General features: G+C 46.9%; 27 protein-coding genes and 1 pseudogene. 20 read left to right on the top strand and 8 right to left on the bottom strand.

Annotation, left to right across the window (positions count from 1 at the left end; all coding sequences use genetic code 11):
* Window positions 1–2 precede the first annotated feature (2 nt).
* From LY85_RS07050 to nrdD, 5 genes are all read left to right on the top strand, one after another.
* Window positions 3–296, top strand: coding sequence for a hypothetical protein (locus LY85_RS07050; protein WP_141826055.1), 294 nt, complete (start codon window positions 3–5; stop codon window positions 294–296).
* Window positions 297–351: 55 nt separating this feature from the next.
* Window positions 352–1,056, top strand: a complete 705-nt coding sequence (locus tag LY85_RS07045; RefSeq protein ID WP_141826054.1) for a site-specific DNA-methyltransferase — start codon at window positions 352–354, stop codon at window positions 1,054–1,056.
* A 55-nt stretch (window positions 1,057–1,111) separates the two neighbouring features.
* Window positions 1,112–1,681 (top strand): hypothetical protein, encoded by a 570-nt coding sequence (locus LY85_RS07040; RefSeq protein ID WP_141826053.1) that lies wholly within the window; start codon window positions 1,112–1,114, stop codon window positions 1,679–1,681.
* Window positions 1,682–1,865: 184 nt separating this feature from the next.
* Window positions 1,866–2,009: a hypothetical protein gene (locus LY85_RS19240; protein WP_185741141.1), complete on the top strand. Its 144-nt coding sequence runs from the start codon at window positions 1,866–1,868 to the stop codon at window positions 2,007–2,009.
* A 117-nt stretch (window positions 2,010–2,126) separates the two neighbouring features.
* Window positions 2,127–2,420, top strand: coding sequence for an anaerobic ribonucleoside-triphosphate reductase (gene nrdD / locus LY85_RS07035; protein ID WP_141826052.1), 294 nt, complete (start codon window positions 2,127–2,129; stop codon window positions 2,418–2,420).
* Window positions 2,421–2,507: 87 nt separating this feature from the next.
* Here the strand turns inward: nrdD and LY85_RS07030 are convergent, their stop codons facing one another.
* The 8 genes and pseudogenes from LY85_RS07030 to LY85_RS06995 form a co-directional block, all read right to left on the bottom strand.
* Window positions 2,508–3,257, bottom strand: a complete 750-nt coding sequence (locus tag LY85_RS07030) for a hypothetical protein (protein WP_141826051.1) — start codon at window positions 3,255–3,257, stop codon at window positions 2,508–2,510.
* 714 nt (window positions 3,258–3,971) lie between these two features.
* Window positions 3,972–4,109: pseudogene (locus LY85_RS07025) on the bottom strand (manganese catalase family protein); the annotation flags it as partial.
* Entirely contained in the window at window positions 4,099–5,532 is a 1,434-nt protein-coding gene (locus tag LY85_RS07020) for a recombinase family protein (RefSeq protein ID WP_185741140.1), read from the bottom strand. The gene LY85_RS07020 and the pseudogene LY85_RS07025, both read right to left, overlap by 11 nt.
* A gap of 36 nt (window positions 5,533–5,568) precedes the next feature.
* Entirely contained in the window at window positions 5,569–6,030 is a 462-nt protein-coding gene (locus LY85_RS07015; RefSeq protein WP_185741139.1) for a protein-export chaperone SecB, read from the bottom strand.
* A 4-nt stretch (window positions 6,031–6,034) separates the two neighbouring features.
* Window positions 6,035–6,424, bottom strand: coding sequence for a helix-turn-helix transcriptional regulator (locus LY85_RS07010; RefSeq protein WP_141826048.1), 390 nt, complete (start codon window positions 6,422–6,424; stop codon window positions 6,035–6,037).
* A gap of 37 nt (window positions 6,425–6,461) precedes the next feature.
* On the bottom strand, window positions 6,462–6,827 hold the full coding sequence (locus LY85_RS07005) for a type II toxin-antitoxin system RelE/ParE family toxin (protein ID WP_141826047.1): 366 nt from the start codon (window positions 6,825–6,827) through the stop codon (window positions 6,462–6,464).
* A 122-nt stretch (window positions 6,828–6,949) separates the two neighbouring features.
* The gene (locus LY85_RS07000) at window positions 6,950–8,026 is read right to left on the bottom strand and encodes a type I restriction endonuclease (protein WP_141826046.1); all 1,077 of its coding nucleotides are present in this window, start codon (window positions 8,024–8,026) and stop codon (window positions 6,950–6,952) included.
* Between the two features lie 129 nt (window positions 8,027–8,155).
* Window positions 8,156–8,764: an XRE family transcriptional regulator gene (locus LY85_RS06995; protein ID WP_141826045.1), complete on the bottom strand. Its 609-nt coding sequence runs from the start codon at window positions 8,762–8,764 to the stop codon at window positions 8,156–8,158.
* A 155-nt stretch (window positions 8,765–8,919) separates the two neighbouring features.
* Between LY85_RS06995 and LY85_RS06990 the strand changes: the two genes are divergently transcribed.
* The 15 genes from LY85_RS06990 to LY85_RS06920 all read left to right on the top strand — a co-directional run bounded on the left by LY85_RS06990 (window position 8,920) and on the right by LY85_RS06920 (window position 23,331).
* Complete coding sequence (locus tag LY85_RS06990; protein ID WP_185741138.1) at window positions 8,920–9,114, top strand: helix-turn-helix transcriptional regulator; 195 nt, start codon at window positions 8,920–8,922, stop codon at window positions 9,112–9,114.
* A 44-nt stretch (window positions 9,115–9,158) separates the two neighbouring features.
* Window positions 9,159–9,407: a hypothetical protein gene (locus LY85_RS06985; RefSeq protein ID WP_141826043.1), complete on the top strand. Its 249-nt coding sequence runs from the start codon at window positions 9,159–9,161 to the stop codon at window positions 9,405–9,407.
* Window positions 9,408–9,463: 56 nt separating this feature from the next.
* A complete protein-coding gene (locus LY85_RS06980; RefSeq protein WP_141826042.1) occupies window positions 9,464–9,934 on the top strand; it encodes an XRE family transcriptional regulator in 471 nt (156 codons plus the stop codon).
* 371 nt (window positions 9,935–10,305) lie between these two features.
* On the top strand, window positions 10,306–10,746 hold the full coding sequence (locus LY85_RS06975) for a single-stranded DNA-binding protein (RefSeq protein ID WP_141826041.1): 441 nt from the start codon (window positions 10,306–10,308) through the stop codon (window positions 10,744–10,746).
* A gap of 15 nt (window positions 10,747–10,761) precedes the next feature.
* Complete coding sequence (locus LY85_RS06970) at window positions 10,762–10,998, top strand: hypothetical protein (protein ID WP_141826040.1); 237 nt, start codon at window positions 10,762–10,764, stop codon at window positions 10,996–10,998.
* 17 nt (window positions 10,999–11,015) lie between these two features.
* Window positions 11,016–12,611 carry a DUF3102 domain-containing protein gene (locus LY85_RS06965; RefSeq protein ID WP_141826039.1) on the top strand — a complete coding sequence of 532 codons (1,596 nt, stop codon included), beginning with the start codon at window positions 11,016–11,018 and terminating at the stop codon, window positions 12,609–12,611.
* Window positions 12,612–12,888: 277 nt separating this feature from the next.
* A complete protein-coding gene (locus tag LY85_RS06960) occupies window positions 12,889–13,125 on the top strand; it encodes a hypothetical protein (protein ID WP_141826038.1) in 237 nt (78 codons plus the stop codon).
* A gap of 20 nt (window positions 13,126–13,145) precedes the next feature.
* Complete coding sequence (locus LY85_RS06955; protein ID WP_141826037.1) at window positions 13,146–13,511, top strand: hypothetical protein; 366 nt, start codon at window positions 13,146–13,148, stop codon at window positions 13,509–13,511.
* Between the two features lie 4 nt (window positions 13,512–13,515).
* Window positions 13,516–15,984 carry a phage/plasmid primase, P4 family gene (locus tag LY85_RS06950; RefSeq protein WP_141826036.1) on the top strand — a complete coding sequence of 823 codons (2,469 nt, stop codon included), beginning with the start codon at window positions 13,516–13,518 and terminating at the stop codon, window positions 15,982–15,984.
* Between the two features lie 184 nt (window positions 15,985–16,168).
* Window positions 16,169–16,582: a hypothetical protein gene (locus LY85_RS06945; RefSeq protein WP_141826035.1), complete on the top strand. Its 414-nt coding sequence runs from the start codon at window positions 16,169–16,171 to the stop codon at window positions 16,580–16,582.
* Window positions 16,583–17,148: 566 nt separating this feature from the next.
* Window positions 17,149–17,709, top strand: coding sequence for a terminase small subunit (locus LY85_RS06940; protein ID WP_141826034.1), 561 nt, complete (start codon window positions 17,149–17,151; stop codon window positions 17,707–17,709).
* The gene (locus tag LY85_RS06935) at window positions 17,706–19,562 is read left to right on the top strand and encodes a terminase gpA endonuclease subunit (RefSeq protein ID WP_207705548.1); all 1,857 of its coding nucleotides are present in this window, start codon (window positions 17,706–17,708) and stop codon (window positions 19,560–19,562) included. The genes LY85_RS06940 and LY85_RS06935 overlap by 4 nt, the downstream gene beginning before the upstream one ends.
* Window positions 19,559–19,771 (top strand): peptidylprolyl isomerase, encoded by a 213-nt coding sequence (locus LY85_RS06930; protein WP_141826033.1) that lies wholly within the window; start codon window positions 19,559–19,561, stop codon window positions 19,769–19,771. The genes LY85_RS06935 and LY85_RS06930 overlap by 4 nt, the downstream gene beginning before the upstream one ends.
* Before the next feature lie 4 nt (window positions 19,772–19,775).
* Window positions 19,776–21,314 (top strand): phage portal protein, encoded by a 1,539-nt coding sequence (locus LY85_RS06925; RefSeq protein WP_141826032.1) that lies wholly within the window; start codon window positions 19,776–19,778, stop codon window positions 21,312–21,314.
* Window positions 21,304–23,331, top strand: a complete 2,028-nt coding sequence (locus LY85_RS06920) for a peptidase (protein ID WP_141826031.1) — start codon at window positions 21,304–21,306, stop codon at window positions 23,329–23,331. Before LY85_RS06925 ends, LY85_RS06920 begins: the two co-directional genes overlap by 11 nt.
* Window positions 23,332–23,358: the final 27 nt, after the last annotated feature.

Raw genomic sequence — 23,358 nt, 5'->3', positions numbered from 1 at the left:
TTTTGACGGCCGACGAAGTGAAGAATTTGCTTAAAATCCACTATGATATTCCGCAGATGATTGCCAAGAAATTCGCCACCATTCGCCATTATGAGAAAGAAAAAAATAAAATAACATTGCCGTTCGTCAACCAGTCTGGGCTGCTGGGCGACAAAGGTGTGCCTGGGGATCCACGGCCAACATGGCGTTGGCGGACCCTTCACGTTATTACAACGAAGAGATTAAGCGATGCTCCAGACGGATTGAGGAACTGCGCAACGCTAAAAACTGGCTGGACGCTCTTTTCATCTCCTTAGATCGTGCGGGCCCGACAGAAAGGAGCCGCATGGACTATATCAACAAAATGTTCATATGGACTGCATTGCCGGCATGAGTATGTATCCGGATCACAGCATTGACATGATCCTGTGTGATTTGCCTTATGGTATGACCGGCTGCCGATGGGACAGCTTGATTCCATTCCCGGAGCTCTGGCGACAGTATGACCGCGTTATTAAAGACGATGGTGCAATCGTTCTGACGTCCTGTCAACCATTCACTAGGAAGCTAATCAGTAGCAATCCGAAGATGTTCAAATACTGCTGGTACTGGTACAAGAACAGGGCGACCGGATTCGCCAACGCCAAAAAGCAGCGGCTGCGCTGTGTGGAAGAAATTTGTGTATTTTATAAGCATCAGCCGACATATAACCCGCAGGGTATTATTGCCCTGGACAAACCGATTAAACACCACGGAAAATCAATCCCGCAGCATGGTGATTCTGTTTACCGGATGGACGGTAGCCTTTCCCATGATACGGAAACCTGTATCATACATTATCCGCGTCAGCTGTTTAAAGTAAAGTGCGAGCGAGGCTTGCACCCGACACAAAAGCCGGTGGCGTTGTTTGAATACATAATTAGGACCTACGCTAATTCGGGAGAGCTGGTCCTCGACAACTGTATGGGCAGTGGCACGACGGCCGCTGCCTGCACTCGGTCCGGGCGAAACTTCACCGGGTTTGAAATGGATGAACACCATTATAAAGCTACGATTCATAGAATTCGGAATTTATAATTCTCTTGTTGACTTTTGCAGTATTCGGAATTATTATGAGGGAAAACAAATTTTAATGAAATTAACGGTGAAAATCATGAAAAATAAATGTTTTTGGCCCTATTACACTGCCACGGTCATTTTGCTAGGATGGATAGTTATTTCATGCATATCAGGTATGATTGTCACACATTTAGTGGGCGAAAAGGGGAATTACCCCCCTCCATATTTCTTTCCGTTGCTCATTTTTGCACCTGTTGGTATTTTAATGATTGCTACCATTTTGACTTTTGTTAAAGTAACAGAGGATGAAATTATCTGCTTCAAATATGGCTTTATACGCTGCAAAATTAAGTTTTCTGATGTTACAGAATGGGGCGTATATATAAAAAGTGCTGGAAAAACTGTAGGTGATGTTCTTTATATCACGTCGATTCCAATATCTGAGTTAAAGTCTGGAAAGATTATTAATAAGAAAGCCTTGAGGCATAAGAACAAGCGAAAATTTATTATGCTCGGATATGATGATAAGAGGCTGATAGATTTTTTGAAAGAGAATTTCTCCTTAGTTTTAAACAAAGAATTTTTATATGAAAAACCCGATTACTTGGGTAGAGCTGATGAAAGTAATAGGCCATTGTTTTAATATTCGTTTTCGCAAATAGACAAGGCGTTCAGCATTAGCTGAACGCTATTTTGGTTATTGATTTTTAGAACTTTTGTTATATAATTTATTCGCTAAGCAATACGCGCCCCTAGCAAAATATGAATATTGTTTTTTTATGAACGTGTAGAAATTGGTATTATCCCATTATGATAGAGGTTCAGGTGTGCGCTTAAAACTTAAGAGTTGCCCTTTTAGAAAAATTAAATATACTGATGCCAAAGAGTCGGAAAGGATTGTGGACAAGGTGCGCGATCAGGTGGAAAGCAAGGCGGCACAGGCGCTGCCAGAAGGTAAAAAAACCGAATAGACATAACGAAAGGGCGTCGAATTTCCGATGCCCTTATTTTTTACAATATCATGTATTTAGAATTGACAATCACCACAATATGGTGTATTTTAGTAACACGATCATTATATTTAGGAGATGTTAATATTGGCTGATATTACTGTAACTGGTGGAGAAATCGCTCAGGACGAGATCAATAATTATGTAAAATATCTGTCCGACAAAAACGACGGACGCAGCTTAAAATCTTTGCAGATCGCGGTAGACGGAGAATTTGTAGATCTGACATATGAGTTAGAGCCTATTCCGTTTGAACGGATCCGCAGGATTACCGGTTATCTGGTCGGCACCACTGACCGTTGGAACAACGCGAAACGTGCGGAAGAAAGAGACAGGGTAAAGCACGGATTGGATTGTAGCTGCTGTCACTAATAGTTTATCCCGCTGTTGGCCGGTTGGCTGGCAGCGGGATTTTTTAATCCGTTTATAAATTCTTTTTCAGTGTTAATCTTAACAGCATTACTTGATGGAGAGGATAGTACTGGGAGTCTTGGAGCCATTGATGTAAACGCCCGCGGAAGCACCACTTTTTCCAGTGGCTGTCACCTTAAAGAAATAGTCGGCCCCTTTGTTTCCGCTTAATTTAACTTTAAAGGAATTGCCCGGAACAATGAATGCGGGTTTCTTACCATTTAAAGATGTTATTTTAAATTGATAAGTTGCTCCTGCGCTAAGGGCGAGTTTTGCACCGGTATCACTCTTAAAATTCGAGGAAATCCCGGTCGGAGTTGTGGTTGGAGCCGTAGTTGGGGCCGCTGAAGTAGGTGTCGCTGTGGTTGGAGCATCCGCAGACACAAAGAAATATGCGTCCAATGTGCGTGAATTTTCATCAGAGGTTTCAGCAAACAAATGCACTAATTTTCCCGCGAGATCCGGTGTGGCATCCCAAAAACCGTCTGTTCGATAGTCAGCAGTCCACGTGCTGACATATGTACCATCACTCTGCTTTGTAAATACACGGCGGCAGATTTGAGACAGGTTTGACCGGTCACCTGTCAAAGAAAATTTAGCTCCAACAGGAACTGTATAATAAATGGCAGTTGTTGATTCCCCATTAAGGGTCAATGTTGTGTTTTGCTGGGAAATAGAATCCGAAGTGATAATGCTGTTAATGTCATCATGATATGCAGTTGTCTCCGCCGCAAATGCTGTCACGGATATGCTGACTGTCATGAGGATAGCCAACAGGCTGGAAATTAGTTTTTTCATTTTTTAATACCCCTTTTCTCATATATCGCATTGGATCGGTTCTTCTACCATATAGAAGATAAGCCACAAATAGACCCGCCTGTGAAAATTTCCACCGTTTTTTAAGTACGGTTTCGAACGCTTGATACGACAATTCTAAGGAAAGCAGTATTCTATTTTTAATAATCCGCTCCTAGCTTTCGCCTGCACCTGTCTGCCTTTCCCCCTTTCATTTGGGCTTCTGCCGCGTGAAAGCATTCTGGTCTTATCAAAGGCAGACTTGCGTGAAATCAATCCTTTAAGGATGATTTTCCGCTATTGTGCCAGTGATAAGGCAACAAAAAGAGCGCCGTTACGGAATTATATCCCATAGCACAGCGCTCGGCAGACAAGTGCAATAGAAACACTATACTTCTGTACGGAAAACGGCTTAAGAAGCATATTATAACTGCAATTGTGCGAATATTACGTTGCGTATGGAGCCGATTCTCCGTATGCAGGGATTGGTGCAGCTAACACTTTAAACCTGCTTTGCACCTATTAAGTGCCTTACCTCCAGATTATACTGTTTTTATTTTTCTTTTTCAATAGTTATAGAAAGATTTTTTTATGATTTTTCAGAGACTATTTTTATTTATTTTAAAATGTGATTGACTCTGTTTCCATCATCACCCTGCTTGCCGCTGGCAGCACCCAATACGGAAGAAACCGTTACTCATAATATAATGGTACTGATTCTTCAGTTCCGATATCTGTCAAAATTGCTTTTAATTCCGGATACGGCATACTGTAACGCTGACTTAAATAGCGCAGGGAAGCTCCCAATTCGCCGTCCGGACCACCATATATCAATTTGTTATGATTATATGTAATAAAAAATCTGCACCTGGCAGTTAATGCGGTCAAATACAATTTTATCGATGAAAGTTCTGAGCAGTGTGTTCTTTTCTTCTACGCTGATTTTGGGGTCCCGCAGCCGCTTAATCGTGTCCTTATGGCCAGCTCTGAATTTCTTCATTAGCTCATCCTTCGGCGGCACTTTTTTATTTGGCATCTCTGTCTGCAGCTGCTCAATTCGTTCGAGGATCTTCTGTTTATTAACCCGGTATTCATCCATGGAATCAATACCATTTTCATAAGCTTCTTTGACCCGGATGAGCTTCTGCCTTTCGCGAAGGATCTGTTTTTCAATCGCATCGCTTTGATATTCTTCGTTTGGGGCGGCTTTTTGAATGAGGGGGATGCTTCCCGCCTTCAGGTTCATTTCGATGGCGGCCAGGACCATCTGCTCCAGCTTATCGATTGAGATGCTGTGTGATACATTGCACCGCCCGTGTGCGTAACCCAGGCATTGCATGGAATTGCTGGCGGAGCTGGTGAGAGTGCTTCCGCAGTTGCTGCACTTTACCAGCCCCTGCAGCATAAGCGCGGAAGGCTGCTTCTTGCCGGAGGATCTTCCGTACATCATTTTATTTTTAATTACGCGATCCTGTGTCTTTTGCCACGTTTCATCGTCGATCAGATGCTCGTGGTCGCCGTCAATTAACACAATATCAGGGTCGTCAAAATCCCTGCGGGTTTTGCGCAAAGGATTCCATCTGATTTTCCCGATATAGACCGGATTTCGGATGACATATTCTACGGTTCGGTTTTCCCACCTGCCGCCGCGTCTGGTCCGGATGCCCATGGTGTTCAGCTTTGTAGCGATTGTTCGGCAGCCCATGCCGTTAATATAATCGCGGAAGATCATACGCACCAGGGGGGCTGCGTCCTGGTCAATGTAATATTTTTTATCTTTGATGAGGTACCCGAAGGCCGGAGCCGTCACCGGTTCCCCACGGGATACTTTTTCGTTCATTCCGCGCCGGACTTCCTCGGCCAGGTTGATACTGTAGTATTCGTCCATGGCCTCGATCATGGCCTCGACGATAATGGACATCTTATCGTCGCCCAGCTGCTCCGTAACGGATATGACGTCAATATCGCATTGCTTCCGGAGCATGGACTTATACACGATACTGTCCTGTCGGTTACGGGCGAAGCGGCTGAACTTCCAGACGATAATGGCATCGAACGGTTTAGGCTTCTTTTTTGCAGTTCCGATCATCCGCATAAATTCCGGTCGCTTTTCAGCCTTCTTGCCGCTGATCCCTTCATCCTCACGAAAGACGAATTCTTCCGGAAGGATCATGTCATTACTTTTTGCATATTCGCGGATTTTTTCAAGCTGGCTGTCCGGGCTGTATTCCAGCTGGTCGTCAGTCGAAACGCGAATGTAGGCGGCGGCAATTTTCACAATATTACCTCCTTTGAAAGTAATCCCCACGTCTAGTTAGGACGTGGGGATGTTTTGAGCCTTAATTTTTTCTTTTTCCTTATGCATCAAAAAAACATTTAACATGGGTAGGATCATCTGGCCGGTTTGAAAAGTTTGAGAAGAAACATTGATAATTATTGATCTTGCGATTGAGTATAATGCTGTAGAACCATTAATTTCTAGCAATGGAATAAATTCGTCTTCGCTATTTACACTACTAGAGAAACATCCTTCTATAGTTAAATCAATTACACAATGCTTTTTACCTTTTTTAGCCTCTGTTTTAATAAAGAGTTGAATTAATCCGTAATGTTCTTCCTCTTTTTTTGTTATGTCTTTAACTTCATAGTCAACATCCAGATTATATTTAATGTCTTTATCGTTTCCATCAAGAGAAACAAAATCATTTTTTATTGATAATTTTGTAATTCTGTTTCCAATAAAATGAAAAGGAGATTCAAATTTATTTGCGTTCATCACTTTACCCCGCATAAGCTAATTGACTGTTAGCAAAAGCATATCCGGTAGTGTATTTTTGATAAGCGGATTCAGTATTCATAGCATCGCAATTATAATAGTTCTCAGTAGCCTTGTCAGTTAATAATAAGTCTAATTCTACATCAAATCTATCAAAAATATCTACCAGAGTATCTATGGTGAAGTTACATTTACCGCTTTCCCATTTTGCAACTAAGCTTTGAGACACTTCCATAAACTGTGCTAATTCACTCTGTCCAAATCCTCTCTCGGTTCTTAGCTTTAAAATCTTTGAAGCAATTTTGTGCTTTAAGTCGTGCTTTTTAATATCGACTTCTGATAATTCTGAAAAAAGAGAATTAAAAGCTTCTTGACTTTCATTTTTAATAATCATTTAGCGCACTCCCTTAACAGTATCTTTAAATACTTTACTAATTAGTTTTTCTCTTATTAGCAAGTGCAATGTAACGCTTATAGTGAGCTTTAGTATTTTTTTCATCAAAGCAACACAATAGGATACATGCATAGCCATTATCAGACCGTGAAAAAATAATACGAACATTTTTTTCACCATGCCGATAAGTAATCGCGTATAGATCTTTACTAAGATGTTCAAATTTCTTCGGAAAAATAGAAATATAGTCATTTTGAGGATCGTCAAGTTCTGATAAGGAATCATATAGCCATTCTTGAAAATCTTTTTTATAACTATATCCATTCGTGACAACTTCAATTTCCTTCAAACATCTATTATTAATAAAAATTCGATGAAATTTACCTAGAGGTATTATTGCCATGTTGTACCTCGCTATACATATAATATTACTTATAAGTAATAAATACAACTAATTTTTATAAAAATTTATAAAAAGTTAATGATTTTATACGATTTAATCATTTTGATGTTATAGTACAAGCTTTAAATGTACCTGTTCACTACTTCAACCAGTTTATCCTTGTATTGATCAATATCGTAGATGCTGTTCAGAGTGTACCGCACTTCTTTTTTGTTTTCGTCAGGGATGGCCAGTATTTTGTGCCCGGAGGTCAAGCTGAATCTGCAGATCCATTTGGTAACCTTTCCCTGATACAATATCGATATGTAATTGATAGTATCTTTATACGATAAGTCTTCTAAGGACACAGTGCCTTTTAAAAGCATTTTAACGATAAAGAACGCTTCCAATTCTTCCGGAGTGGTTACAACTCTGTTTTCCGGTTCAGGCTCTGGTACGGGTTCGGCAGTAGCGGCTGTGTTTGTTTCGGCTTCGGCCTGCGCGTCGCTGTTGACGTCAAGAGCGGATTTGATTTTATCGCTCATCAGCTCATTGATATATCCGTTCAGAGATTTTTTTAGAATTGGCCTGAATTTTTCCATAACAGACTGAGTCTTAACACCGGTATAGACCGAAGTCAGGAAAAATTTCAAAAAATCGTCCGACGGATTCTGAAGCTCGTTTGCAAAAACAATCCTGAATTGGTGAGAATATTTTAATTCAGATGCCGTATTAAAAATGTCATTCACATTAAAGGTGGATTTATGGAATTTTTTCAGTTCGGCAACCTGTCCGTCTTTTATGTCCAAAATGTTGATTTCAAGGAACGGGGATTCATCCATTTTGTTTGGCTCTTCAAGATCTGTGTAGAATCTGTAAATCTGACCGTTTGTTAAAATAGCAAACTTAGCCTTTGTCGTTCCGAAATACCTGAAAAGCTGCGAATCGTGTTTTTCGAGGTTTTCCCCGATCCATTTGCATTCAATCAGGATTGCCGGCGCACCGTCTGACATAATTGCGTAGTCAACCTTTTCGCCCTTCTTAATCCCTACATCCGCAGTGAATTCGGGAATAAACTCATCCGGATTGAAGACGTCGTAGCCGAGCAGCGCAAAGAAAGGCATAATGATTGATGTCTTTGTGGCCTCTTCGGTTTGAATGGAATCCTTAAGTCCTTCGACACGTTTCGAAAATTGCTTGACCTGATCAATAAAATCCATGATAGCACCCCTCATAAATTATTTATTGACATAATTCGCCAATATTATATAATGTTCTTGAGGGGCATTTTATAGGGGCTCTTCTTCTTAGGCCGTTCACTATTCGCAGTAGTGGGCGGCCTTTTTTATTTAGTATTTTGCTCTCAATTCGACTACTTTGCCAATCACACAAATCGGCTTACTCTCCACTTCGGCAAAAGTATAGAACATAGGGTCATATTTGGGATTTGATGCAACAAGGGAAACGCCGTTTTCATGCTTTACAAACTTTTTAACGGTCGCGTCGTTGCCGTTGACCAAAACGACCGCGATATCGCCGCTCTCAACATCTGACTGTTTTCGGACGATAACAACATCCCCTTCCTGCATCCTGGGTTCCATGCTGTCGCCCTTGATCTGCAGGCCAAAATATTCCCCTTGGTCGGCCATTGATTTAGGGATCTCTTCATAATCTAATATTTCCTCAATGGCGTCAATTGGAATCCCGGCTCGGACATATCCGAGTACGGGAATTTTTACGCCGATTTTTCTTGTGTCCGCTGTCGGTATATCGCTTTTTCCGAGTAAATAATCAACGGATACTCCAAAATAATCTGCGATTTCATTAAGAATATCTATTGTAGGTAACATATCCCCTGTTTCCCATCTCGAAACTGTTGCTTGGGTGACATGTAGGTCTTCAGCCAATTTTTTTTGGCTGATTTTTTTTTGTTTTCTTAGTGTTTTTAACTGTTCCATAGGATCACATCCTTGAGCACATTATATAACTAGCGCGTATAATTGTAAATTCAAAACTCTAAAATATACGTAATTTGCATAGAATATATTGACAATAGAATTCGTGCGGCGTATTATATACGTATAACGTATCTTTGTGGGAGGGAGTTGATGATTTGAACGGTATAAAGCATCGGCGCGAGAAAATCGGCCTTACTCAAATTGAACTGGCTATTGCATTGCATGTTAAACAGGCATCGGTTTCTAGGTGGGAAAATGGCGAAAGTATGCCGAGCGCAGACAAGCTTCCTGAGATTGCAAAAGTGCTGAACTGTAGGATTGAAGACCTTTATGCTAACAAAAACGCATAGGACAATCCGCATTTACAATACACATTTAAAGCGAGGTGATTAGCTTGGCAGCAAAAAAGCCGTTTACCTTTACCGCGATCAGCTATGTAGTAAATAAGTCCGGTGACGGCTCCGTGCGCTGCCGGGAAGAAATTGTATTTGAACAGGTTCCATCCTCAAAGGGTACATATCAGTTTAAACCCATAAAAAGAACAGTTTTTATGCCGGAAGAAGAACAGGTCGAGTGTGACAAAAAGATGATGAAGCACGCGGGGGAGGTCCTGTCGGATTATCTCTCGTGTCATCGAGGGTAGGCGTAATGGGAAATAATTCCTTTATCAGGATACCATACGGAGGTGAAAATGCAATTATGCAAAAAGCTACGAAAGCCGGCGACAACGTGTATTATTTGGCACGAATGAAAGCGGCGGAATATAACGATCAGCTGAACAGCAGGGAAGGGGCAGCCCAGATTGTGTGTATTGAGCGTACGCGCCTTGCGAATATCGAACTGGGGAACATCAACCCTTATCCGGAAGAAGTAAATCTGATGGCCAATATCTACAATGCTCCGGAGCTCGTGAATTATTATTGCTCCAGTCAATGTCCGTTGGGCTGCGGCAGGGTGGACAGGCTGTCCCCCCGCAATCTGGAAAGCGCGGCATTGAAAATCGGGCGGCTAACTCGGCATATCGATGAAATAGCGCAGGTCGTTTCGGACATTGCCGAGGATGGCCAAATTACACAGGAAGAACGCCCCGCGTTTGAGGAAAGCATGAAGCAGCTGCTTGCGCTGAAAACTTCCATTGAAGAACTGCTTCTCGTCGCGGAGCACACTTGATTATCATTACTAAAGGAGGGTTAAGGACTATGAGTGTGAAAGTATTACAGGGATATATGTCACTCTGCAGGTATTACGGATGGGTTCCGACATGGGATGGCCTGAGGGCCTTCGCACGGGGTGATCGGGGCCGTGTCCTCGGGGGTGTCGGCAAATGATATTTTCAGAACCACCTTGCAATGACTGCACAGGGAGATACATAGGATGTCATAACGATAACGCTTGCCCGGCCTGGCGGGATTGGAAGGCGGAAGAGCTTCGCAAAAATCAGGAACTCATAGAATCTCTGAAGGCTGAAAAGGTTTTTCAGGAAATCCGGGCGGAAAAGAGCGCAAAGTTTGCGCGTAATTCAAAAGGGAGGTAGCGAAATTATGTATTCGATAACAATCATGATGGGCCGCATGGTCGAAGATCCTGAGCTCCGGCATACGCCAAACGACGTCGCCGTCAGTTCGTTCCGGATCGCGGTGGACAGGCCCTATAAAGTGGACGGAAAGAATACAGCGGATTTCTTCACAGTAATTGCTTGGAGGAAATGGGCCGAGTTTGTCTGCAAATATTTTAAAAAGGGTAAACCCATTGTTGTTCAGGGGCACTTTGAAAACCGTTCTTATGATGCTCAGGACGGAAGCAAGCGATATACTACAGAATTAATCGCAGAGCGTATTTCTTTTGCCGGAGACAGCTCCGGGCAAAACAAACCGCCTCTTCCGGAACCGCCTCCGGAGCATGGAAGCACAGCGCCCGCATACTCCAGTGGGAATACCGGTGATTTCGAGGAAATGCCGGTTGATGATGATCTGCCGTTTTGATCGGAGGGCTGAATAATGGATTTAATGGCGCTCGAGCGAGAGGGAAAGGCCAGAGAACGGCACCCTAAGTATTATGAAAATATTGATGTGTTGATTGTTCTGAACGGTTTTGGACAGGCTACGGGCTTTTATGACGCAAAGCAGCTCGCGCGGCGCTGGCTGAAGCTTGGAAACGATAATTTCGTTCGGGAGTATGGATTCAAGTGGGTGCCGCCGCTGGCTCTGCAAGGTAAAGTACGGCTGCACTTATAAGTATGTGAGGTTGAATTATGAAGCAGAAATACATATGCAAATGTGGGAAAACGTTCGAGAAAGACACCACCGCCGATACCACCGGGTACCGGCTCGGAGCAGATTTTGGGCCGGATCATGAGTGTTACGGCTGTCATTTCGTGGTGCCTATTGAGGAAGGTTATCCGAAAGTTAAAATAGTCGATTATGAGTGCCGGGCCAGTAGGAAAATCAATTATAGAACGACCTCCGATATTCCCCGGACCCGGGATTCCTTTCATGTGGCGCATGTGAATACACTCGACATAACTTTCGCACGAGAAATTTGGGAGTTTTCCCGAGCGTTGGACGGGCTTGACGACAGTCATAAGGAAATGGATTTGCGAGGGGTGCTTTATCGCAGTGATGGTCGGTACGATTTGGGGCTGTATTTTACAAAAACAAAAGCCGGTATTGCGTCCTGTGTTGCGATTTCAGACAAGTTTTTCGCCGGCGGATCCGATCGCCCGGGTATGACGGTTGAGCAGGAAAGGACTATCGTCCTGCAACAGATTGAGACTTCAAAGAAAAAAGCGAAGGACCCTGTTCGGATTTCGGCTTCCGGAAGCGGACCTGTGTCCAATGGTGCTCAAAACCAGCGTTCCATTGACCAGATCACGCTGGAGATCAATTTCTATAAGGCCCAAACGGCACAGAATATCATCGAAATCGGAAAGCGGCTGATTGAGGCTAAGCAGCAGCTCCAGCATGGAGAATGGCTTCCTTGGCTGCGGGATAAGGTCGAATTCTCGGTTAATTCTGCTGACAATTTCATGAAAATCGCGCGGGAATATTCAAATTCACAACCGGTTGTGAATTTGTCTTATACAAAATTGCTTGCTTTGCTACAGGTCCCAGAGGATGAGCGCGAGGAATTTTTGCAGGAAACGCACCTGGTTGACGGTCAGGAAAAGACCGTGTCAGAAATGTCCAAACGGGAGCTGCAGGAGGCAATCAAGCAGCGTGACGAAGCCCAGCAGAGGGAAAGACAAGCCCAGGAAAAATGTTGGAAGGCGGAAAAAGAGGCGGCCCAGGCCCGAAAGGAAAAGAAGACAGAATACAACAACTATATGGATGCGTTGGTTAAGGCGGAAAAGGCTAATGAGACGATTAAGGCCCTACGGGGCAGCCGTCAGTTCGACCTGCAGCGCATTACAGACCTTGAAACGCAAATCAAGGAATTGGAGTCCCGCCCGATCGATGTCGCCGTGCAGGAACTGTCAGAGGACGATAAGAAGAAGCTGCGCGGCGAGGGATATGAAGACGCTGCACGCTCATATAAAATCCTTCTCGACCGGGCGCGTGAAGAATTGGAGCAGGCGAAAAATCAGGCCCGGCAGGACGCCGGCATTGAACAGGACGAGCTTGTGGCAGCTGCAGAATCCTTCCGCGATTCGCTCGATTCCAATTTCGATAACTTTCAGCTGATCCTGCGGCTGTCTCCCTCACAGGCAATTGGCGCAGTCATGCCGCCCTGCATCCGGCATTTGAAAGAGCTCGTTTCTGACCTGGAGGATACGGCGAACATGGCCCAGAACATTTCCCTTGCCGATGAAGAGTTTGAGCTTCCACCGGAGGACGGATTTGAGGAATAGTTATTCTTCAATCGGCTCACCTATAAAGAGATATTCATCCAGCTTATGTTGAGGTATGGCGGTCTGAACTCTATAGGTTATTGATTGGATTACGTTTCCATTTAGTTCGTAATCGGCAACCTCTCCGTCAACCTCCTGACGGAATTGTTCAAAATTCCATAAATGTGCGTAATTACCCCTTGATCTAATTTTATACAACAAAATTATCCTCTCCTTTTCTTTTTATATTAACATTTATAAGTCAAATTTAGAAGTATTTTTATGAAAGGTTGATAATATGAAAACAATTATTAATGAAAAACTTTATGATACCGATACCGCTGACCTTGTGGCTGTCGGGAACTATGTAGAGGTCTATCAGACCCAGAAGGGGAACTGGTTTAAAAAATCAGATTCCATGCTTGGCTGGGGTTGCATGCTGATCCCTATTGAGGTGAATGAAGCAAAGAAGCTTATCGGACTTCATGCACCGGAGAAATACGAGAGATATTTTGGTCAGGCTGAGGAGGCCTGACCCGAAAGGGGGCCTTGACTATGGAAAAAAGAGATCGTATCCGCCGGATGGCGATCATTACTGAATCCGGATGCTGGAAAGGTGTAGGCCGGGATGAAGGCAAATCAACTTTGTTTTTTGAAATGGTCTATATTTCGGGATCGGAGAAAGGAAAGGCCATAGAGAAGCGGTATGTATTTGAAGAAGGCCTTCCCGATTCCCTATGCAAAGATATGCTGCGTATGGGGTTTATGGTGAAGTCTTTTGAGGATATCGAATCCATCGCGGGGCTGTTAGTGGGTATTGTTGTTAGGGTGTCGCTGGTTCAGGACGGCGACACTTTACGCATTTATGTCGATGATTATTTCGGTAGGGACGATCCAAAAAAATATGCAGTAAATAGGTGATTGTATGGGTTTAGAAAATATCCCGGTTGAACTGATCCAACGCCCACAATGGGTTTGTCACCGGTTTCCAAATAAAATGCCGCTATCTCCCCGGCTGGATCAGGACGGCAAGCTATGCCCCGCAAAGGCGGACAACAGCCGCACATGGGGGAGCTTTGATGAGGCCGTGCGTGCGGTTCGAGAATATGGTGCTTCGGGGATCGGCTTCGAGTTTGGCGATGGTATCTGTGGTGTGGACGTTGACCATTGCATTAACGATGATGGGGAATTAAGCAATCTGGCTAAAGAGGTTGTTAGCCGGCTGCAAAGCTATACGGAGATTTCCCCGAGTGGAACGGGAATTCACGTTTTATGCAAAGGACATCTTCCCGATCGGGAAGGCCGAAAGGATCAAATGCTTGGCCTGGAAATGTACGACAGGGCCCGCTATTTTACCGTAACGGGAAACGTCTATTGTGACGAAGAGGGTATCCCTTACCCGCTCAGGGAATGCACTCCGGAGCTTGACGAGCTGCACCGAAAGTATCTGACAAAAGAAAAATTGCAGCAGGTCAGGTTAGCCGATGCCGCGGGTGATTCAGATATGCCTGAAGGTGGAGGCGCACAGCAGATAAAGGAATCCAACCCTATCCATACGCAGCCGGAATCGGTGAGGGACTTGTCAGATCAGGATATCCTTGATATCGCTTTTCGATCCCGAAACGGCGAGGAAATAAAGCAATTGTTTGAAGGAGATTGGAGCGGTGCCAAATATCCGTCCCAAAGTGAAGCCGACTTCGCTTTCGCCAGCTATCTTGCGTTTTGGTTTAATCGCGATCTGGAGCGTATGGACAGAGTGTTTCGGTCCTCGGGACTGTTTCGACAGAAGTGGGACCGTTCCGTCGGCGGAAAGAAAACTTATGGCCAATATACGCTTTCTCGTGCAATGAAGGGGAAAGAAAAGACGTTTATTCCCTATGATCGGACGCTTACACGGGACCCGGTTCCTCTCCCGGAGCCACCCCCGGAATATCCGAAAGAGGAATCCGCCGCGCCCCCGGTTTCGCCGCCTGCCGCTCCAGAGGATCCGGAAATTCTGAAAGACCCGAAAATGTATACGCTTGACGATACCGGCAATGCGTATCGTTTCCGGGACGCTTATTGCAAGGGGATCAAGTTCGACCACATAAATAAGATATGGATGATATGGACAGGCCAGCGTTGGACGGAAGACCAGACCGGGGAGGTTAAACGCCTGGCTGATGATCTGCTTGAACGGATGTGGAAAGAAGCTTCACCGGGTGAAAATAAGGAGGCGAATGATACCATGCTTAAACATATCCGCAGGACACGCTCCAGTAAATCAAAAAAAGCTATGATCGAGGAGACGCAGCATCTTCCCGGCATTCCTATCCTGCCGAATGAACTGGACCGTTATAAGGACGCGCTGAATGTTGCCAACGGCATTGTAGACTTAAAGACCGGGCAGCTGCGTCCGCATGATCGGCGGCTGAAAATGTCACTGTTGGCAGACGTTGAGTACATAGAGGGGGCAAAATGCCCGTTATGGATGAAATTTCTGAACGAAATCACCCAAGGTGATAAAGAGCTTCAGCTGTACATCCAACGCATGGTTGGGTATTTTCTGACCGGATCTACGGCGGAGCAGTGCCTGTTTTTCTTGTATGGGACAGGTGCTAACGGAAAAAGCACTTTTGTCAATATGATAAGCTCACTGTTCGGTGACTACACCAAAAATGCACAATCAGATACGATTATGCGAGCTGACAGGGGCAACTCCTCCTCGGCCAGGTCCGATATTGCCCGCCTGAAGAGTGTCCGCCTGGTCACGACGTCGGAGCCGTCCGGCGGCTGTGTCCTTGATGAAGCTTTGGTTAAGACGATGACCGGCGAGGATGTCATTACGGCCCGCAAACTGTACAAGGAAGAATTCCAGTTTCGACCGGAGTTCAAAATTGTGATGGCGACCAATGTAAAGCCAATTATTAAGCATAGCGATCACGGTATCTGGCGGCGCGTTCGCATGCTGCCCTTTGTCGCGCAGATTCCCGATGAGAAAAAGGATATCCATCTTGCTGAGAAGCTGCAGACGGAGAAAGCAGGAATCTTCCAGTGGGCGCTCAAGGGCGCTGTTGAATGGTACAAGAAAGGAATGCCTTCCTGCGCTAAGGTGAACGCAGCCAATGAGGAATACCGAAAGGAAATGGATAAGATGCAGCAGTTTGTTGACGACTGCGTGATCAGCGCCGCAGGATGCTCCATCCCCTCTGGCAAGCTCTATTCCGTATACCGGGCATGGTGTACTGACAGAGGAGAACGGTATCCCGCTTCGCAAAGCAAGTTTTCACTTGATCTGCAGGATAATTATCACTTTTATAAGCGGAAGACGGCGCGCTTCAATGAATTTGTGGACATTTCTTTGTCCGAGGCGGGAAATCAGTTTGCGGCAATGGCCCCCTCATCCCCCCAGTAAATGGAAGGGTATGGAGACTTGGAAGGTCTTTCCGAAACTTTCTCTTATAAATTTTACATGCAAAATTTATCGACTGGCCTTCCATGCTTCCACAAGTATCCACAAAGACAAGGCTGTTCTATATAATTTGAGCTATATATCTTCCATTATCTGTCCATGAGTATCCATAAAGGAGGATTTCTAAATGAATGATGAAGAAAAGAAAGAAAAATTAAGGCGGTACCTGATAGCAGTTGACCGGTTAAAGATGAAATGCGACGATGCGGCCCGATGGGAAAGCCTGAGCTTGGGCCCGTCTGGTGGGACCCGGATGCGCACGGGAGCTGCCGGTCCTGATGAAATAAAGGAAACGGCGATCCAGACCCGGCAGGAATGCGAAGGTCTTGCGGTGAAAGTGCGGGGCTTGCGGCAACAACTGGACGATGCTCTATCTCTGATGAAAGACGACCGTCTCCGAGGCTTCCTCGAAAGCAAGTACATTCAAGGAATGAGCGATCGGCAGATGTGCGAGGTTTATTGCTATTCAAAGCGTCATATGAGCCGCCTGATGGCTCAGGCGATACATGAGCTGGAAAGATCAAGCAGCTTCTTTTCCTAAAGGTTGTCCTTAAATGTCCGTGTTTGTCCGCAGATGTCACCTTGAAAAGCATACCGTTATTGACATATAATAATGCTCAGAGAGGTATGCTCGCAAGGGCATATCTCTCTTTTTACCCCCAAATTCAAATTGGCTCCAAATTCAAAGGGGTTAGGTGAATTCAAGGGGTAGCGGAAAGTTTTCAACAGTTTGCTGTCAAAAGTGCCTGCAGACGGGGGTTTTCCACAATGATGCAAAGGTTTTGAACAGAAAAAGCCAGGTGTGGTGCGGGTTGTGGGTCCTTCCGGCCCGGTGCCCCCGTTGCGGGTCTTGCGAGGCCCGAGGAATACCCGGATTAAAAACAAAAAAAGTGCTTTGAATATTTGAAAAGCCGGATTCCCGCCCCGTCATGGCAAAATTTATGCAAAGTGCCAAAGTCGACGGCCACTGGCGGTCAGACCGGGGCGAGGTGGTGGATTCGGCAGAATGCCGAAAAATGCAGAGCGGATTTTTCTGTGTTTCTTGGCTGGATGGTTTTGGAAGCAGAGGTCCGATTTGCACTAATCGGGGGGAAGGGGGAAATCTCTATGGTGGATGAAGAGAAGGCGGAACAAAGGGGGGATCTGTATTTCGAGGCAGGAACGATCATTGCCTGTACCCGATATGCGGCAGCGTATTTTGGGGTAACAGCAGCGACTCTCAGTAACTGGATGAAAGCTGGTTGTCCCCGTGTAAGGCATGGATATTACGACATCAAGGCTGTTACGGAATGGAATGCACAGCGGGAGGGTGAGAAGCTGGCGGAGGCCGCGAGAAGCGATCCGGACAAAATGACGCCGTCTCAACTGAAAACCCACTATGAAGCGGAATTAAAAAAAGAGCAATTGGAATCTTCGCGGCTGAAAAATCAGATCGCGGGTGGCGAGTATCTCTCAAAGACGGATATTGTAGAAAACCTGTCACGCTTTTTTTCTGTATTCAAAAGCTCCGTTTTTGGTTTGGGGCATGAGCTTGGGTTGACGGTTGCCTCCTATGTCGATGCGGATGAGGCTCGCCGGGTTGACCAGATGATTAACGACCGAATCGCTGATTCTCTGACCCAGATGTCGATTGATGGAGTTTACCAGCCGGAGGTTGATGAATCTTGAATTCGTATAAAGTTCCGGACTGGTTGCGATCAGCTCTGGTTTCGCTCAGACCCCCGGGGAAGAAGACGGTTAGCGAGTGGGCCGACGAAAATCGCATATTATCTCTTTCAGAATCAAGCAAACCCGGTCCATGGCGAACGGATTATGTTCCCTATCTCCGTGAAGTAATGGATGCATTTTCTGACCCGGAAGTAGTAGAGGAAGAATTTATCAAGGCTACTCAGGTAGGAGGAACAGAAGCAATCCTGAACATGATGGGGGCGGCGATATGTCAGGATCCGGGGCCAATGTTGGTGGTTTATCCGCAAAAAGAATTGGCCGAACGCATCAGTGATCACCGAATACAGCCTATGATGAAGAATTGCCGGGAACTGAAAAAAAGGTTTGATGAGAACAGTAAGCGGCTTGACCTGAATTTTACCGGAGGAATCAACATCGGAATTGTGGGGGCGAATTCCCCTAGCGATCTGGCGAGCTTCCCGATCCGATATGTTTTCCTTGATGAAGAGGATAAATATCCGATACAGGCCGGGAAGGAAGCGAGTCCGGCAAAGCTGGCCATGGAACGACAGAAGTCTTATCCGGCAAATAAAAAGACGGTTCGTGTTTCAACTCCGGTTTTTGAGTCGGGCCCGACCTGGCAGAATTGGCTGAAAGCCGATACTCAGATGGAATGCTTTGTTTCCTGCCCGCACTGCGGTGCAAGTTGGACTTTTAAATTCCGGCAATTGAAGTGGCCGGACGGCAGCACTCCGGATCAGGCAAGGAAGGAAGCATTTTACGTTTGCGAGGAATGCGGGTGTTTGATTTCGGATGCGGATCGAAATGAGATGGTTCGGCACTGTGAATGGAAAGCGGTGAGGACGAACGGTAGCCGTCGGAAAATTGCTTTTCGGTTGAACGCTTTTTATTCTCCGCTTTTGCGCTTCGGCGATATCGCGTCGGAGTTTTTGGACAGCAAAGGTCAACCGGAGCTGCTGCAGAACTTTATTAACTCTTGGCTGGGGGAGCCTTTTAAGGAAATTGAGCAGGAGTTGGATGCCGAGCGCTTGCTTAAAGAAAAGCAAAGCGTGTATCCCTCAAAGGTAGTCCCTCCGAATACTGTGATGCTGACCGGCGGGGTGGATGTCCAGAGGAAAAGCTTTTATTATACGATCCGTGCCTGGCGTGCAAACATGACAAGCTATAACGTGCTGCACGGACAGGTATTTACTTGGGCAGAGATAGAAGAAATTATGAACCGCTGGTACAAGGATAAGGCCGGAGTTAGATATCAGGTAAATCTGTGCTGTGTGGATTCCGGAGATCAGACGGACGATGTTTATGATTTTTGTGCAGTTAATCGGGAATGGACGGTGCCGATCAAAGGATCAAGTAGCCGTATGATTACGAAATATCGTCCGTCGGTTATTGACAGAGATGGGATTTCAAAAGGAATGACCCTGCTGATCGTCGATACGGATTATTACAAGGACATGATCTTTTCCCGTATTTTCAGGGATGAGGACAATGGTGGCTGGTATCTGCATGAGCGCTGTGACCCGGAGTATGCGGAGATGATTACAGCGGAACAGAAAGTTGTGGAGCGGGTGCGCGGTCATCTGATTCGCCACTGGGTGCAAAAGGCAACTGGAGGAGACAACCATTATCTTGACTGTGAAGTCTATGCCGCCTGTGCCGCGGACGTGTTTGGCATTCGTACTTTACATGCGAATCATACGCGTCAGGAGCGTGGAGATTCACAGCCTATGAGAACTCCTCAAATAAATCCGGAAATATTGCCGGCGAAAGAAAACCATTCAAATCAGATACATAGCGGAAAATCATTTCGGAAAAGGCGGTGGAGGTATTGACGATAACCGAACTGAAAGTCCGACGGGACAGTATTCTACAGGCAATCACGAAGATAGAAAATGGTGCCCAGGAATACCGGCTCGGTCAACGGACGGTGCAACGGGCCGATCTGGGGACGTTGTACGGGGAATACAATTCCCTGAATAATCAGATCGATCAGCTGGAGCGACCCGCGGCGACGGTGGCATTTCTGAGGAGGAGGCGGTGACCGAATGAAACAGAAGAAAATGTCGTTGATCAACCGGTTGCTGTTGCCGATCGCGCCGAAAATGGCTTTCCAGCGGGAAGTGTGGGTTCAACGTTCCCGTAATTTTTATTCCGCCGCGGATACCGGGCCTCGCAGTGGAGGGTGGACAACCCAAAATCCCAACGGGGAACAGGCAAATCAGGGAAGCCGGGATATGATCCGAGGACGCGCCCGCGATTTAGAGAGAAACAGCGATATTTTAGGGGCCGAGGTTCTCGCGCTGGAACGAAATGTGATTGGATCCGGGTTTGTCCTTCAGGCCAAAACTCTGAATAGCGACGGAACGGAAAATGAAAGCCTAAATACCAGCATTGAACAATGTTGGAAAAAATGGTGCCGACCGGAAAACTGCGAAATGACAGGACGGTTCAGCTTTTCAGAATTGGTTAGCATCTGCCTCCGCCGACGTTTTGTGGATGGCGGGATTCTGGTTCTGAAAGTGATGGATCAGGGACAGTTTCGGATTCAGTTGCTGGAAGTCGACGATCTGGATACATCGGTCCAGATGAACGGCGAGAATAGGGTTGTCGGCGGGGTGGAAATTGACAAGTACCGTCGGCCGGTTGCCTACTGGATCAAAATCTATGATGTATGGGGTTTTTCAGTAAAGTCGCAGCGGGTCCCGGCGAAACAAATTCTTTACCTTCCGTATCTGACGCGGCCCAGTCAGGTTCGAGAAATGTCGCAGACGGCCCCGTCACTGGGACGGATTGATGACACGAATGAGCTGATTGACGCGGCTCTGGAAAAGGAAAGGGTTCTTGCCCACCTGTCTGCGGTTGTCGAAAAAGATAGCGGGACTCTTACCGGGGTCTCCGGGTTGGGACGAGGGTACGATCAGGATTATGGGTCTTCGCCCGATCGGCAAGAGGAACCGCCGCAGGAAATCTTGGAACAGGGAACCGTAACTTATCTGAAGCCCGGAGAAAAAATCTCGACCGTCACGCCGGCCGGAACCAGCTCCACGGTTGACCCGATGGTGAAAACCACACAGCGGTTAGCCGGAGGGGCCGTAGGCCTGAGCTATGAAGCGGTTAGCCGGGATATGTCGCAGGTCAATTATTCCTCCGCACGGCAAGGGCTATTGGAAGATCAAAAGACCTATCGCCCCTTGCAGATATACATGATCGAACACCTGCTGGACGCGATTTATCCGGAATGGCTGGACTGGGCGGTGCTTTCAGGTCAGCTGAACATTCCTGGATATTTTAGAGATTCCGAAGAATATCGGCGTCATGTGTGGATTGCATCCGGCTGGGACTGGGTTGATCCCGTAAAAGAAGCAAATGCCAATAAGACCGCGTTGGCAACGAGTCAGAAAACGCTGCAGAAAATTTGTGCTGAAAAAGGCGAGGACTGGCGCGAAGTTCTGCGCCAGCGTGCGAAGGAAATGCAGATGATGCGGGATTTGAATCTGGAAGCGGGTCTTGATTCCCCCAATAAGGTCCCACCCATTGGAAACGGAAAGGATGATGAGAAGGATGGATCTTCCGATGATTCATAACAACAATTTGTTAACCCGGGCTGCCAGCGGCAACGGCGGCGGAGAACTGCGGCTGCAGTCCCGCGCATTGGAATGTAGGGCTGTCGAGGATCAGGAGAATCAGTATGAAATATCGTTTTCCAGCGAAACGCCGTATGTGCGCTGGGGCATCCCGGAAATTCTGTCGCATGATGCGGACGCTGTGGATTTAAGCTGTTTTACCGAAGGCGGAACCGGCGTATTGTTGTTTAATCACGGCAGCGATCTGGCTTACGGTAAGGTACCGATCGGGAAAGTAGTGAAAGCCTGGCTTGACGAAGCGCAGCATAAATGCCGGGCGATCATTGAAATGGATGCCGACGATCCGCAGGCCGCCCGCCTGCAGGGCAAGCTGGACAAAGGAATGCTGACCGGCGTTTCCGTCGGCTACACTGTGGGCGCATGGATGGAGCTCCAGACCGGCCAGAAAAGTCCGGACGGCCGTTTTATCGGGCCGGCAAACGTCGCGGTGAAATGGACACCGATGGAAATCAGTTTAGCCCCCGTCCCCGCCGATACCACGGTAGGGTTGGGAAGAAATATCAATTCTGAGGAGGAACATAGAATGGGAGAAGACAATAATACGAACCCTGTCTCCGCGGGCGGAGCAGCAGTCCCGTCGGTGGAGCCGACAGCAACCAGGTCACTTACCGGCACACAGCCGGGCGGAGCGCCTGCACCTACCGCGCCGGTCGCGGCACCGGTGACGTCCCCGAATCTGATCGAAGCGGAACGCCAGCGCTCTGCGGAAATCACTGTCCTGTGCCGCAGTTTCCAGATGGAGGATCGCGCCGCCGGGTATATCAGTTCCGGTACTGAACTGGACGCCGTTCGCGCAGAAATTCTGACGGCGCTGCAACAACGCAATGCGCCTCTTCCGGTTGGCGCGGAGCCGACCAATGTCGGTGTGACTCGCGACGAAATGGACAAGGTTCGCGCCGCAGCTGCCGACGGGATGCTGATGCGCAGCGGTATAAGCATTGAAAAGCCGGCGGAAGGTGCCAACGAATTCCGCGGCATGAGTATTAAGGATGTCGCGGTGGAATGCCTGATGCGCTTTGGAGACAGTAAGGCACATCGGTTGAGCAATGAGGAGCTATTCCGCCGGTCCATGACGCCAGATAGCGCGTTTGTGTCTATTGCAGACGACGTGGCAAACCGCACGGTACTCTCGGCGCAGCAGACGGCACCCACCACTTTCCAGGGGTGGACAAGTAAGGCCAGCCAGCCGGATTTTCGTCCTACGCATGTCTACGAAGTCAGTGACGGCGGTGAGCTGGAAGAAATTCCGCAGAACGGAGAATTCAAGGAAGCGAAACTTGGCGATGAGCCCGTTGCCACCCGTCGGCTGATTACTGTCGGAAAAATGCTGACGTTTACCCGCCAGATGTTTATTAACGATGATTTCAATCAAATCACCCGGTTTCTGACAGCCTACACCCTGGCGTTTGCACGCGGAATCAACAAATCCGTGTATGAAATTCTTCTGCAAAATCCGGCGATGCAGGACGGGCAACAACTGTTCAGCAACGCGCACAAAAATCTTGGAACCGGGGCTGTCCCGGGTACCGCATCGTTCAGCGAAGCGCGAAAGCTGATGCGCCAGCAGACAGACATGGACGGCAAAACCAAACTGAACGTAGCGCCCGCATATGTGCTGACCGGATCCACGACGGAAACCAGCATTGAGGCACTTCTTGCTTCTTTGGCAGACCCGTCCTCTGCAAATTCCGGCGTCGCGAACGTGTTCCGTAATAAGATGCAGATGATCACCGACGCGGAGCTGGATGTAGACAGCGGCGCACAACCGTATTTCTTCTCTGCAAATCCGGCGCTGACTCCGACGATCGAAGTCAGCTACCTGAACGGCGCCGAAGCACCGACCGTGGAATCGGAGGTCAGTTTTGACCATTTGGGCATTCGGTACCGTGTGTACGGTGATCGCGGAATCACCCTGTTGGGTTACCGCGGACTGGTTAAGAACCCCGGCATGGCTTAATCGCCGCCGGGAGTAGAGGAGGAAAAT

Origin of the sequence: Clostridium sp. KNHs216 (genome assembly GCF_006714885.1) — a bacterium.
Classification (GTDB): Bacteria; Bacillota; Clostridia; order Oscillospirales; family Acutalibacteraceae; genus Caproiciproducens.
The sequence above is the reverse complement of the archived record's forward strand: the minus strand, read 5'-3'. Positions and strand labels throughout refer to the sequence as shown.

Coding starts and splice junctions, on each gene's coding strand:
- LY85_RS06975 (WP_141826041.1), top strand. CDS start 10,306: ATGTATTCGATAACAATCATGATGGGCCGCATGGTCGAAGATCCTGAG.
- LY85_RS06940 (WP_141826034.1), top strand. CDS start 17,149: ATGGTGGATGAAGAGAAGGCGGAACAAAGGGGGGATCTGTATTTCGAG.
- LY85_RS06970 (WP_141826040.1), top strand. CDS start 10,762: ATGGATTTAATGGCGCTCGAGCGAGAGGGAAAGGCCAGAGAACGGCAC.
- LY85_RS07030 (WP_141826051.1), bottom strand. CDS start 3,257: ATGAAAAAACTAATTTCCAGCCTGTTGGCTATCCTCATGACAGTCAGC.
- LY85_RS06965 (WP_141826039.1), top strand. CDS start 11,016: ATGAAGCAGAAATACATATGCAAATGTGGGAAAACGTTCGAGAAAGAC.
- LY85_RS06925 (WP_141826032.1), top strand. CDS start 19,776: ATGAAACAGAAGAAAATGTCGTTGATCAACCGGTTGCTGTTGCCGATC.
- LY85_RS07010 (WP_141826048.1), bottom strand. CDS start 6,424: ATGATTATTAAAAATGAAAGTCAAGAAGCTTTTAATTCTCTTTTTTCA.
- LY85_RS07005 (WP_141826047.1), bottom strand. CDS start 6,827: ATGGCAATAATACCTCTAGGTAAATTTCATCGAATTTTTATTAATAAT.
- LY85_RS07040 (WP_141826053.1), top strand. CDS start 1,112: ATGAAATTAACGGTGAAAATCATGAAAAATAAATGTTTTTGGCCCTAT.
- LY85_RS06955 (WP_141826037.1), top strand. CDS start 13,146: ATGGAAAAAAGAGATCGTATCCGCCGGATGGCGATCATTACTGAATCC.
- LY85_RS06960 (WP_141826038.1), top strand. CDS start 12,889: ATGAAAACAATTATTAATGAAAAACTTTATGATACCGATACCGCTGAC.
- LY85_RS07000 (WP_141826046.1), bottom strand. CDS start 8,026: ATGGATTTTATTGATCAGGTCAAGCAATTTTCGAAACGTGTCGAAGGA.
- LY85_RS07015 (WP_185741139.1), bottom strand. CDS start 6,030: ATGAACGCAAATAAATTTGAATCTCCTTTTCATTTTATTGGAAACAGA.
- LY85_RS06950 (WP_141826036.1), top strand. CDS start 13,516: ATGGGTTTAGAAAATATCCCGGTTGAACTGATCCAACGCCCACAATGG.
- LY85_RS06980 (WP_141826042.1), top strand. CDS start 9,464: ATGCAAAAAGCTACGAAAGCCGGCGACAACGTGTATTATTTGGCACGA.
- LY85_RS06920 (WP_141826031.1), top strand. CDS start 21,304: ATGATTCATAACAACAATTTGTTAACCCGGGCTGCCAGCGGCAACGGC.
- nrdD (WP_141826052.1), top strand. CDS start 2,127: ATGTTAATATTGGCTGATATTACTGTAACTGGTGGAGAAATCGCTCAG.
- LY85_RS06995 (WP_141826045.1), bottom strand. CDS start 8,764: ATGGAACAGTTAAAAACACTAAGAAAACAAAAAAAAATCAGCCAAAAA.
- LY85_RS07045 (WP_141826054.1), top strand. CDS start 352: ATGGACTGCATTGCCGGCATGAGTATGTATCCGGATCACAGCATTGAC.
- LY85_RS06945 (WP_141826035.1), top strand. CDS start 16,169: ATGAATGATGAAGAAAAGAAAGAAAAATTAAGGCGGTACCTGATAGCA.